This window comes from Tenacibaculum sp. TC6, assembly GCF_050606265.1.
GTDB lineage: Bacteria > Bacteroidota > Bacteroidia > Flavobacteriales > Flavobacteriaceae > Polaribacter.
In genome coordinates this window covers 1-13,133 of the sequence record NZ_JBOCUK010000012.1, presented here as the reverse complement: position 1 = coordinate 13,133, position 13,133 = coordinate 1, and the positions used below count along the sequence as shown (strand labels likewise).

Here is a 13,133-nt window from a genome sequence, read left to right as displayed (position 1 = left end):
GTTAACTTATGACTGATGTAGAAATAGTTGCTGACCCACCAACATCAGAACCTATTCGAGGAGACGTTATTAGTATTACTATACCTGAAATAAAATCAACACTTACCCCAATACCAAATATTAGTTTCTTTCTGTGCAAAAAAAGAAATGTTAAAAATAAAAAAGAAAACTGCTATTGTTTTCATATCTTGTTAACAAAAATCCCCACTAGTTAGCGGGAATTTAATCAATTTACTTCTTTACCACTCTAAACCAAAATCAACATCTAAATTGATAGAATTATCCTCAAAAATAATATTGTCAGGTTTTGTACTAATATATTGTGATAAATTAATATCCTTTTCATAAGGGGGTCCCAATAATAAATCTTGCGCTATACCTCCACCATCATCATCAGCTAATCCTAATTGAATAATTGCATTCGGATTTACATATAAATTGTCTTGTAAAAGATCCCATTTTAAATCACCTTGATTTTCTTTAACATTAGACTTATACCATAATTGTTGTTGAAATTGACCTGTCAAAGTACCTATTTGAGGTTTTTGTAAAACAAAAAACACATCTGCCAATCTGTTTGGATCCGTATTAGAAAATTCTGTATCCCAAATATTATCCTTATCATAAAAACTGTTAACTAAAACATCTTTAATACGCACGGCGTTTCCTTTTTCTACTGTAAAACTCAAACTACTCTTCGCCTTTTTGCTAGGGTTATTAGCATCACTAACTTCAATACTGTGAGTTATTTTACCGATATTAGCAGTGTTAACATATAATGTTAAACTTGTACCAAAAGAATCTCCCAAACTTTTACCAACCGTTTTTGACGTAATAAAATTATCTGTAGAATAAGTTATACTCCCAAATGGTTTATTAGTCTTTACCTGAAAAGTTACTACTTCATCTATAGTAACATTAGTATTATTAGTTACTAGTTCAATAATTAGTGGCTCTTCTTGAGACTCTACAACAGTATTATCATCAGAACTGCAGGATAAAAATGTTAATACTACTAATAAAATTATTTTAATCTTCATTTACAGTTTTTAAATTATCATTTTATAATCATTCATTTTATTTCTAATTTTTTTTCCAAGACTTTTTACTTCATTATTAACTTCACTAGACAATGGTATTTCATATGGTAAATAACATATATAAAACAATCCTTCATTATTAATAATATTTCCTTCTCCAAAAAAATCAGTTAATTGATTTTCAGAAAAACCATTTTTGAAATGATTAGAAGTTATTATATTTCCCCAAAAAACATCCCATACTTTCTCATTACAAAGATGTTGACTTCTTCCCCATAAAAAAGCTTTTTCTTGCTCTTCCTTAGTTAAATTTTCACTACTAATACCTGTCGCGAAAAAAGCTGGAGACTTGTCTCTTTCCATAGAAAAAACAAACCCATATTTTATATCAAACAATTCTTGTTTAAAATAAGTTAATAATTCATTTACAATATTTTTTATTGAATTATTAATATTTAAATTTTCATTTTTAAAGTTTCCATTAAATTTTAAAAGTACAGAACTATATTCAATCCATTCATCCTGACTTCTATATAGAAATAATATGTCATTATCTCTAGATTTATATTTCCAATCATTAGAAAGATTAAATAAATCAAAACCTTTTAAGGAATCTTTAAGAACTGAATCATAAACTTTTTTTAAATTTTGAGAATTAAATTTTAATGTTTTATTCTGTCTTTTTTTTCCTTCAACAGAAGTAAAAGATAAGTTTTCAATTTCTTTGTTGTAAAAAAGAATACTTTTTTTACTTATATAATCTGTTAAAAATTCAATATTATCTTTATTGAGTTTTTTACTAAAATATATATTTATTAAAATATCAAAATTTGTCATAATTATTAGTATAAAAACTAGCTTTCTGAAATTAGTATCTCATCAAATTCTATTTCAGGAAATCTTTGCTTTTCAATAGCTTCTTTTACCTGTTGATTTACAACTATACTAGTAGGTATTTCCCAAAAAGTTGACGGTTTAGGAAATACAGCGTACTTTTGGGCTTTTGAAAGAGAAAAGTAAGGTTTAATTATATGATTGGTTCCAGGTACATAAATTGTTTTATTAGTGTCCAATAAATCTGGTTTTTTTGAAAACTTTGGAATAAAATAGGTTCTCTTTTCTTCATTCGAATTTATTATACATTTAATCCAAGAAAGATTTTCATTTTTATTTAAGCTAGTTTCAATAACTTTCATTAATCTTTCTGAAAAAATAGGCCATGCCAAATCATTATACTGATAATCAAACCATTTTTGCTTCAATAAAGATGTATCGTCACTAATAATAATACCTCTTTTACTATGAGTTAACATTTTTAATTCAAATTCAAAAGGCATTTCATCTAGGTTTTTAAGTTCAGGAATTAATTCATAATCTAATTTATCATTTCCTATAGAGTTAGCGCTAGAAACTTCTTTTAAGTTTTTAGCATATATTGAATAGTATTTTTTATTTATTGCCATCCTGATTTTCTTAAAAGTTCTGGGTTTTTAATAACTGGGTCTATAACATACTGATTGAAAAGTTGTATAAATTTAGATTGACTACTACTTGCTTGTGAAGCTGCTCGTTGCATTCCTTCTAGAACAAATTCATGATAAGTATTAGGATGTCTCCCTAAATGAGGTAGTAATTTTTGGTTCCATTCCCCATCCAAAGATAAATTAAATTTAGAAGCTATTTTATCCATTTTTTGAGTATACACACTATGTTTGTTTGTTGCAAAATGATGTTTCTGCTTTGGAAGTTCATCTAACTTAAATCTAGCTTTCCCATCTAAGCCCCCTATTTTTTTATATTCACCGGTTGTTGGTGGTTTATTATTACTTGTTGGAGCTTTTAAATCAAGTTTTTGATTTGATAAATTATTTTTAGGAGCTACATCTTCAACACTTTTTGCTTTTAAAGAGCTAACTGTTTTTATTCTTGGTCTTCGCTATCGTAATTTTTTAAATGTCTGATAAAATCTTTTAAACATATTTTTAAAGGCAAGTCCTCTGAAAAAACATCATCATATATTACAACTATATTTTTTGAAAAATTAATTTCTAAACTATATTTATTAAAAATTAATTCTTCTTCTTGTTTTTTACCTTTATTTTCAATCTTATTTAAAATTAATGTTTTTGTATAATTATTAATTTCTTCTTTTATAAAATCATCTATTAAAACTTTCATAATTAATATTTTTTAAAAAGGAAAAGCAGTTCTAACCCAACCATCTCTTACAAATACTCTTATTGAAAAAGCTGCCCCTCCATTCATATTAGTACCAATAGCATTACCAAAAGTATATTCAAAATCTCCATTAATTGGGATTCCATATTTGAGAGCCTGACTTACATAGTCTTTTATCATATTAACTGAAGTTCCTTGAGAAAACCTGCTAGCATTTTCAAATCCAAAGTTAAAAGCATGTCTATAATTTATGTGTTCAATTGCACTCATACTTCCTCCGTGTCTATAATTAAAGTGCTTACCTCAAGACGCTTCAACACTTCTCCCTATTTATAAAGGCTCTATTTTTAATTTAAATTGAGTTTACCATCTAAAATTGTTATTTTTTTGTATTCACTAGTTACTGGTTTATTATTACTTGTTGGATAGATTCTGTGCTGTCAACATTACCGTACTAAATAACATTAAAGTTAGTATTCTCATCCTTTATCATTTTTAATATAAATCAAATCTGCTGCATTCAAAAGTAACAAAATCTCCATCTGCAATATCACCTGGAAAAGCACCATCTTCTAAATAGAATTGAAACTCTCCTACTTTTATAATACCAACTTCTCTATCTTTTACTTTACCATATAAACGGTATGAAAAAAAATCTGAAAGTTTACCTATGTGATATGTTTCCTCTTTTATACGCTCAAAACCTATAGCATCGTAACAATTGATTTGATAATTTCCTTTATTCAATTCCTGCTCATTAAATGGACAACTAAAACAAATTATTTTATAATTACCATCATTTAAATAAATAATAGCCTCTTCTGCCTCTTTAGACATCCATTCAATTTTTTCTATATTAAGATCTATCATTTCTTAATGTTAATAAAAGTTCTTTAACTTTAAATACTAGAGCCAATTAAATTTCCTTTTTCATGCATTTCAATACTTGACTCGAAATGCTCTAATCTATTTTCATAAATCTTCACAAAAGAAGCTGCTATAAAATATGATATACCACCACTCTCTATTTCAAATAAATTATTGTCTTCGTATTTTAAATAACTAGAAACACTTTCATACTTAATATTTGATACTGTCTTATCCGATAATTTTATTGTTATACCATCTAACATATTAAATATCTGTATATATTGTGTGTCAAAAAATAGAATATCAATGTTATTATCATACCCCTTTCTCTTATCTGATCGAATTAATAATTGACCATGGCTTAAATTATAATCGTAGACTGTGAAGTATCTTTCTGAGTTAAATATTATTTTTGTCATTTTTGTGTTTTTTGATTAAAATGGACTCGGTACAACACTACCGTTCGAATAAAAAATTGTTCTAGATAAAGCATTTGAGTTAGAATATATTTGGAATAGTTCCCAATTTGTGAAGCCTCCAAGATTTGGTCCTCTAGCCCCTTGTTGAACAGCACTCCAAACATTATCAACACCATCAAGGTTAAAATGAATTTCAGTAGATGGATTGTTTATTTGTTTAAGGAAGTTTGATTCAAAATCTACTGCTCCCCACTTTTTCCATGTTAAACCTTTAACTTTAGATGCAAAATCATCTAAACTTTCTCTTACACCTAGAGCTATTCGATTACTTTGTGAATTATAAACTGGCTCTGCTCTAAAATTAAAACTTTTTCTACCATCTAAACCTCCTATTTTTTTATAAGAACCAGTAGTTGGAGGTTTATTATTACTTATTGGAGCTTTTAAATCAAGTTTTTGATTTGATAAATTATTTTTAGGAGCTACATCTTCAACACTTTTTGCTTTTATAGAACTTACAGCTTCAGCTTTAGGTCTAGGGCTTATTACTTTAGGAGCAAGGTCTTTACCTGTCCAAAAACTTTTCCCTTGAAATACAGACTTTATACCTCCTACAACACCTCCTAGGGCGGCACCTCCTATAGCTCCCATTACAGTACCTCTTAAAGCACCTCCCCAAAAGTCACCATTTCCTCCCGGTAATTGACTCATAAAGCCTCCGGTAATGAAACCTCCAACAGCTCCTGCAATAAACCCAGAAACAGCCCCACCTATAAAACCACTTGCCGTTGTAATAAGAGGAGTTAGTGCAGCTGCCGCATATGCACCAACACCTCCAGACACACCTCCGATTACGGCGCCTCCTAAAACTCCTAACCATGTTTTTCCACTGCTCCAGTCCCATTTAAATGGATTCCAAGAACCATTGGCTTGAACACCTCCTAAGTAACCTCCAATAACAGCTCCAATAATAATAGCTGTAATAATAAACTCTCCACTTTGATCTGTAAATTTTAAAGGATTGTTCCATACATAACCAAATCGATTAAAACTCTGTGTACTAAATGGTTCTTGTATAAAGTTATCGGGTGATAGGAAACGCCCTAACTTAGCATCATACATACGACCATTCATATGTATAAGAGCAACCCCCATAAAATGTTCATGCCCTGTATAGCCGCGACTTAATAACGTAGTATCATGCTCAAATTCAATTTCACTATTCAGAGTCTTGAATTTATCAACTTCTCCCCATGCGCCAAATTGACGTTGTTCTAATATTGTACCATTACTATTCGTTATTGCTAAAACACTACTTAGATAATCTCTATGCAAGTAATGATAACCATTAGCACTACCCGAAGCAGTTTGCATAACATGCATTATTGGTGCTGAGTAAGCATCACCTCCTATATAGGTAATAATTTTGGTATTTCCTTGTTTATCTACTTCAATCTCTACAGGAGTAATTCCCGAGTAATGTTTTTGATATCTACGGTCTAACTTATTATCTTCATTTCCTCCATAATATGCATGACTTCTATTTTGTAGCAATCCATATTCAAAATCAACTTTTGCTTTATCTTTTACCGAAATAGATATCGGTTTTTTGTATGCATTATATTTAATTTTTTGCAAGGGTTGATTTTGATAATATAAATCTCCTCTAGTATTTAAATTAACCTCTTCTAAACGATATGAAGTAGTACTACCATAATTATATGTCCCTATTTCTGAATTTGAAGTAATACGACCTCGGTTATCGTATTGTTGTTCTCTACTTACAGAACCAGAAATATTTGTTAAACGGTCTAAATTATCATAAGTAAAGTTTTCATTCCATGCTAAATTATTATTTTTTCTACTGTTTAAATTCCCCCTAATTGTATTGAAACTATAATCAAGATTTAAGGCTATTTTAGAAGCATCAGAGGTCTGATCTAACATTTTAGTTAAAAATCCATATTGATCATACGTTCTCTTTTTAACCATTCCATTTCCTAAAAGTACTTCTTTTGCTTGTCCTCGCTCATTCACTTCTTTAATTTTCCATAGACTATTACTCGTATTGAAATCCTGTATCTCGGTTAAAATACCAGAGTTTGTATCATAAATATTTTTAACTTTTACAGTATTACTTATGTTATTTAATGAGTTTTTACTAATATATGTTTCTGCATTAACTCTTCCATAAGTGTCCCTTGTTACCTGATGCTCAAAATAGGCTTTGCCGTTTTGTTCTTTAGTTATGGATGGTCTTTTATGACTATCATACAAATAAGTATACGTGTAATTTTCATTGGTACGAGCATTATTTCCTTGAATAGAAGCTAATAATTTTGTGGTTGAATTATAAGTGTAATTCAAACTCATATTAGTTTCTTCCCCATTAATTTTTTTAGTTGCTATTTTACCAAAAGCATCATAAGTATACGTTGTAGCTCCTTTAGGGTTGGTTTCTTCTAATAATTCCCCTAAATTATTGTAATGATATGTATATGTTCCCGCTGAAGGGTCTATTAATTTTGTTTTTCTTCCCCATCCATCAATTTCAGTACTTATCACATGACTACCATAATTCGCAGACTTCATAACCCCATTACCATGATATGTATAGATTATAGTACCGCCGGGGTCTTCCATTTTAACGATGTTTCCACTACCGTCTTTAGTTGTTTTTATTGTTTTTGTACCGTCGTCAACTGTAGTAATTAAGCCACTATAACTAATATTTGCTACTAAGCCATTAAAACTAGTTCTGGCAATTGCTCTACCATAATTATCAAATGCAATAGTATTCCATTGACTTGGATAACTAAAATAAGGTTCACTTTCTTTAACTATTTTTCCTGCCACATCATATTCTATATTTTTATAGGTCCATTTATTGTTAATACCTAATACACCCGTTTTTACAATCCAACCTAATGCATTATATTCCTCTATTTCATCTGCTCCTTGAGGATAATTTATATTCTTTCTTATTCCCCCTCCACTCAGATTTGAATATGTAATTGTAGTGGTATTTCCTAAATAATTTTTTTGAGAAGCCAAACGATTCCATCCATCATAAGTATAGGTAGTAACTTGGTTATATGGATTAGTTGAAGTTAATGGATTACCAAATAGGTCATATGTAAAAGTAGTTTTCAACCCTTCTACATCAATAGATTCTATTAAAAAACGGCCACTTGAATCATATTTAAAGTTTTCACTTCTTGCTGCTAATCCACTAGAGGTTAGTGTTTTTTTTGTAACATTACCGGATGCATCATAAGTAAAACTTTCTATATTCCAAGGAGTTCCATTTCCTTTTACTTTTTGTTCGGTTACTAAATTATTAGCATAACTATATACTTCTTCTGTGGTAAAAACATTTCCTCCAATAGTGTTGGTCTCTATTCTTTTGGTTAATCTACCCACATGATAATATTGATTGCTTGAAGATATGTTATCACTATAAGTATATGCTAGGTTTTCACTTCCCCCGTTGTAAACTGTATTTTCAGTTAATGGGTTTTTATAAGAATCATATGTAATTGTTTTCGTAGTTGTTACTCCAGTTAAAGCATCATGTTGTTCTATTTTTGTAGGAACACTAATAAATACCTTATTACCAGCTAAACTTGAATTAAAAGTATTCGTTGTCTTAGACATATAGTTACTCCCTTCATACGATGAAGTAGAAACCCACTGATCAGTTACAACTCCTTTGTTAGCGATATCATATTTTGATATTGTCCATAATGTACTTACATCGTCACCATACCAATTAGTTCTTTTTGTCTTTAAAAAACCTTGAAAACCTATATTTATATTAGAAACAGCTCCTTGATATAGAAAATCTTGATAGCGTTTTATACCTGCTCCTTCTTCAGTTAGCTTCTTTACCAGTTTAAAAGAGTTTGCTCTATTTACATTAACATAAGGATAATTTTGACTATAATCAGAAGTGTAAGTTTGATATCCAAATGAGTTCTCAGGGACTCCTAAAAGCTCATAATCAACTGTAGTCTTTACTCCATTATTAGTTATACTTCTTAGCGCTATATCTTTTCGATGGTCTTTTACAAACTCATACATATAGATATTATTAACACTGATATATCCATATTCTAAGTTACCATTAGTACGATTAGATTCTAAAAATATAGGAAATCCAAATTTACCAACCTCTCCACTTGTATCCGTATATCCTGTCTCATAAGAAAAGGTAGGAGTGCTACTTGAACTATTTTGATTATTCTTATAAATACTAATATATTCAACAGATCTATCATAAGCAGAATACGGTGCTATCGTATTATGCATAATTAAATCTGTTTTACCATCTCCGTTTACATCTTGTGCTGTATATCGATACTCATAATAAGGATTACTAATATAAACCCCACTTTTAGTAACCGACCCTTGTATTAGTTCATCCTTATAGTAAGCAAAAGGTAACGTTTTTACTTCTTTGTAAAAACTTGTATCTTTTGAAATAAAATATTTCCAATTATTTGATTTATTTGCAGTTGCAATTACAAAGTCTGTTTTACCATCACCATTATAGTCTCCCAATAGAACTGGGTTATCTAATTTTATTGCTGAGTCAGTTTCTTCATAGAGTAAAGTTAAATTATTATTTACATCTAGGGTGTAAATGTATAACTTCCCTTCTTTAAAATGATAGATATCCTGTTTACCATCACCGTTGTGATCAGCTGTTAATATTTTATCTTTTGTTCCAATACCTTTTCTAAGATAACCTGAAACCTTAGCGAAATTAGAGGTAACATCTCTTTTTAAATCAATAAAATGCACCTTAGCATTGTATTGGTTTTGAGTATACGAATTACAATCACAACATTCTTCAATAGGTAACCTTGCTGATTTGTCCTTAGAATTATTATCTTCTTTTTTAAGTTCTGTGGGGAGAAGTGGACCTCCACCACCATCACAATCTCTTGGGTAACAAGAACTTGAAGTATATTGTTTTTCAATAGCAATAACATCTGTCAAACCATCTCCATTAAAATCTCCGGAAATATATTTTTTAGGGATTGTATAATAGTTAGTATTTCCACAATAACCATCACTTCTGTATTTATTTGTGGTCCAAACTTTGTCATATTGATGCACGGGACCATAAGCTGCTTGAGCAAAAGTTCTAAATCGAATAGAGGATGTTGCAGAACCAGATGAAGATGTTTCCCTTACTGTAGTTACTGCTTGTTGACTCAATATTTTGTTATTGTGAGATAAAATAGTGCTTGAAAAAATATCACTAAACTTCTCAGTATTTATTTCATATGCCAGACTGATTTGATCATATAGTCTCATATGCATATATATCTTATCTCTAGTATTTTTATTATAAAAAATAGCATCGGTTCTTCCATCTCCATCATAATCTCCAGCTATTAAACTGCTTGTTTTATAATCAAATCCAGGGTATAAATCTCCTGATTTCACCCTTTCTTTAATCCATGAAGAAGTATTATCATAACCAAAAGTTATTGGCACTAACGCCTTATTTTCTGCATTATATTCTTTGACGGAAATTAAGCGTTGATACCCTAAAGATGTGGTATTATGAGCTAATTCATATTTTCTATATTGAGAACCATTTGTTGTTACCTCAATACTTCTTAATAAATTAGTTCTTTTAAAAACAGATTCTCCAACATATACATTTTCAGGTCTGCTTCTTAAAACATAGGAAAAATCTATTTGGTTCATAGGAGTAGTACCACCGATTCTCCCTCCATATTTAATTGTTTTAATACTTAACAATCCATTATCAGATTGATAATTGTAATCAATATAATTACCTTGGGGATCTTGTAATCTAAAAATAGCCCATTCCAATCTACTTCTTGAGTTCCCTGAGTTACCATACCAAGCCCTATTCCCATTAGGATAATAAACTATAAAATACGAGGGGCCATAAGACGCTCCATAAGGAGAGGTTCCATAGGCAACAACTTTTACGTTTGAAAAATTTTCAGTTTGATACACAGATTCATTTGCTCCATAAACTCCTGATTTTATAATTAAACGTTGTCCATCTAAAGAAAACCGATCATCTTTAAAATCGATACCATCATGTTTATTATCATAATATTTAGTAGCAGGTATCCTACTAATCGTAGATAACCCAGATACATTCCACCCCCATCCTGCTAACCCATTTGAACCTTGACTCGTATAAGTTATTGAAATATTAGGGGCTATATCTCTTATTCCTGATGGTATAACTATTGGAACAGAATAATTTGCTGACCCTGTCAAAGAAACAGATAGACTACCAACTGTACTTCCAGCTTCAGGTGTAACTACAACAGGATCTATAGGATCAATTTCAACGCACTCTCCTGTGTCAGGATCCATTAAACAAGGTTCATCAATAGGTAGTTTTGCCAATGTAGTCCTTCCTTCATTAATCTCATTAAATGTTTTTTTTGTTTTTAATTTTGTTTTCTTAAACCTCATTTTTACAGAAGTCTTACCTCCCAAAACATTAGGGTCTTGTGCTTTTGAAAACTGTATTCCTACAAATAATAAAAATATAATAAGAGTATATAAATTTCTTTTCATCTTTCTAACTTTTACTTTTTAATAACTTTTTTAGTGATACTTTTTCCTCTGTTTACATGAATATGTACAAAATATACTCCTGAGGCCATAGTAGAAAGATCTAGTTGGGTATTAGTACTCGGCGTAATATTTTGAATTAATATTGAATTTGTATTGTATAGCTTTATAGAATGAATATTTTTAAGAAGTGTTTCTTCTAATCTTAAAGTAGCCCATCCTGATGTTGGATTGGGATAAATATGTACTTGACCATCTAGTTGAAGAGTATTATCAATCTCTTCTTTACTTTTTTCATTACTGCTTTCTTCGGCTGTAGAAGAAATAGATTCTTTTTCTTTCTCTTGTTCACGAGCAGCAGGAGGGGCGCAATAAGAAGGATCGCCACAATAAAAACTTTGTGTTTGGTTGCTGGCGGCATCATATGAAAGTACTAGTTTAGAATCGTTATTTATTTTTAATAATTCTTCAATAGTAGGTTCATTACCATTTACAGGGTCTATTCTGGGTTCAAAAAAATACTGCCTATCTAATGTATTAGTATCATAATACAAATAAGATCGATGTCTTAAAGAATTTACCGTACTTTTCAGTTTATAGTCTGTTATTGTTCTTACTTTTTCTCCTGTAGTACCATCATAAATACCTCCAGTATTAGTTGTTCCGGTATGACTACTTTTATGTACGTAACCAACTAACAAATACCATCTATTCAACTTTGGTAAATCACCAACAAAAAAATAAGGATTACTATTATACGTTCCGTCTAATCTTAATGAACCTTCTTCATTAGCATAAAAACCAAAATAAGTTGTTCCATCGCTAGAATTCGTTTTTTTTATCCAAACACTATATCGGTAGGATATAGTGGAATTTATTCCATAGACCCAATTTGTATTCCATCCTCCATCTGCATTACTGGAGTTATCAGGAGTAGCCTTCCATAAAATAACTTCCTCTCCTATATGGTTTCTTCCCAACTCCCTACTATTTTCTGATGTTGAACCGTTCTGTCCAAAACCAGAAACGCTTCCATTACCTACATTCCAATTGGGTAAATATGGAGCTAATAAGTTTACAGAATTATTATCATTTAATCCTAATAATTCTTGAACAGATGGCTCATTCCCATCAACCAACTCCATTCTAGGAGCGTAAAAATATTGCCTATCAGATGTGTTAGTATCGTAATATAAGTAGGCTCTATGCCTTAAAACCATAGCCGTGGTTTTAAATTTATAATCAGTAATACTATTTACTTTTTGCCTTGTAGTACCATCATAAATAGCACCATAGCTGACTGTAGAATTATAAGTACTACCATGTACAAATCCAACTAACATATACCATTTATTAAGTTGGGGTAAATCTCCATACCAGAAATAGGGATTGTTATTTACAGTGCCATTGAGAGTTAACCCATTGTCTGGGCTGTGGAATCCGAAATAGGAAGTACCATCGTTTGAGTTTATCTTTTTTAACCAAATAACAAATCGATACGTTTTTGTGTGGTCTATATTGGAATATGAAGAATTCCATCCCCCATCTGCATCATTGGAAGTATCAGGAGTAGCTTTCCATAACATCACATTAGTTCCTTTAGGACCAATACCATATTCTCTACTATTTTCAGCAGTAGTTCCATTCTGAGCAAATCCAGAAACGGAACCTGAGCCAACGGTCCAGACATTAGTATCTAATAAATTTTGTGAATTTAATGAAAATGAAATTACCAAAAAGGCAACCACATGAAGTAGTTTTGTTTTCATAGAATCTTGTTTTTTTTTAATTTTAAAGTCTCAAAACTAGATATTTATACTTAAAATACAAAGAAATAATTTTGTGTTTTTTGCTAAAAACTTATTATCGAGTATAAATACTTTCATATTCTTTATATTAATGATGCATAATTTTCAAACTAAAAGGCAACCTTGATGGTTGCCTTTTTATATAATTTTTGTCCCGTCCTGAAATAAGTTGACACAAATTAGACTTATTTTATGAATACGAGTCCACACAAGAAAAAGCGCACACAATGTGATTACAA

General features: G+C 30.3%; 10 protein-coding genes. All 10 read right to left on the bottom strand.

The window, feature by feature from the left end; genetic code table 11:
* Positions 1–239: 239 nt before the first annotated feature.
* Positions 240–1,040, bottom strand: coding sequence for a hypothetical protein (locus tag ACQY1Q_RS08490; protein ID WP_431004874.1), 801 nt, complete (start codon positions 1,038–1,040; stop codon positions 240–242).
* Positions 1,041–1,049: 9 nt separating this feature from the next.
* Complete coding sequence (locus tag ACQY1Q_RS08485; RefSeq protein ID WP_431004873.1) at positions 1,050–1,877, bottom strand: hypothetical protein; 828 nt, start codon at positions 1,875–1,877, stop codon at positions 1,050–1,052.
* A 17-nt stretch (positions 1,878–1,894) separates the two neighbouring features.
* Positions 1,895–2,503 carry an imm11 family protein gene (locus ACQY1Q_RS08480; protein ID WP_431004872.1) on the bottom strand — a complete coding sequence of 203 codons (609 nt, stop codon included), beginning with the start codon at positions 2,501–2,503 and terminating at the stop codon, positions 1,895–1,897.
* Positions 2,494–2,829, bottom strand: coding sequence for an AHH domain-containing protein (locus tag ACQY1Q_RS08475; RefSeq protein WP_431004963.1), 336 nt, complete (start codon positions 2,827–2,829; stop codon positions 2,494–2,496). The genes ACQY1Q_RS08480 and ACQY1Q_RS08475 overlap by 10 nt, the downstream gene beginning before the upstream one ends.
* A gap of 131 nt (positions 2,830–2,960) precedes the next feature.
* On the bottom strand, positions 2,961–3,218 hold the full coding sequence (locus ACQY1Q_RS08470) for a hypothetical protein (protein WP_431004871.1): 258 nt from the start codon (positions 3,216–3,218) through the stop codon (positions 2,961–2,963).
* Positions 3,219–3,230: 12 nt separating this feature from the next.
* On the bottom strand, positions 3,231–3,488 hold the full coding sequence (locus ACQY1Q_RS08465) for a hypothetical protein (protein ID WP_431004870.1): 258 nt from the start codon (positions 3,486–3,488) through the stop codon (positions 3,231–3,233).
* A gap of 225 nt (positions 3,489–3,713) precedes the next feature.
* Positions 3,714–4,088: a hypothetical protein gene (locus ACQY1Q_RS08460; RefSeq protein ID WP_431004869.1), complete on the bottom strand. Its 375-nt coding sequence runs from the start codon at positions 4,086–4,088 to the stop codon at positions 3,714–3,716.
* A 29-nt stretch (positions 4,089–4,117) separates the two neighbouring features.
* Positions 4,118–4,507: a hypothetical protein gene (locus ACQY1Q_RS08455; RefSeq protein WP_431004868.1), complete on the bottom strand. Its 390-nt coding sequence runs from the start codon at positions 4,505–4,507 to the stop codon at positions 4,118–4,120.
* A 15-nt stretch (positions 4,508–4,522) separates the two neighbouring features.
* Complete coding sequence (locus ACQY1Q_RS08450) at positions 4,523–11,089, bottom strand: RHS repeat-associated core domain-containing protein (RefSeq protein WP_431004867.1); 6,567 nt, start codon at positions 11,087–11,089, stop codon at positions 4,523–4,525.
* An 11-nt stretch (positions 11,090–11,100) separates the two neighbouring features.
* A complete protein-coding gene (locus tag ACQY1Q_RS08445; RefSeq protein WP_431004866.1) occupies positions 11,101–12,855 on the bottom strand; it encodes a T9SS type A sorting domain-containing protein in 1,755 nt (584 codons plus the stop codon).
* Positions 12,856–13,133 lie beyond the last annotated feature (278 nt).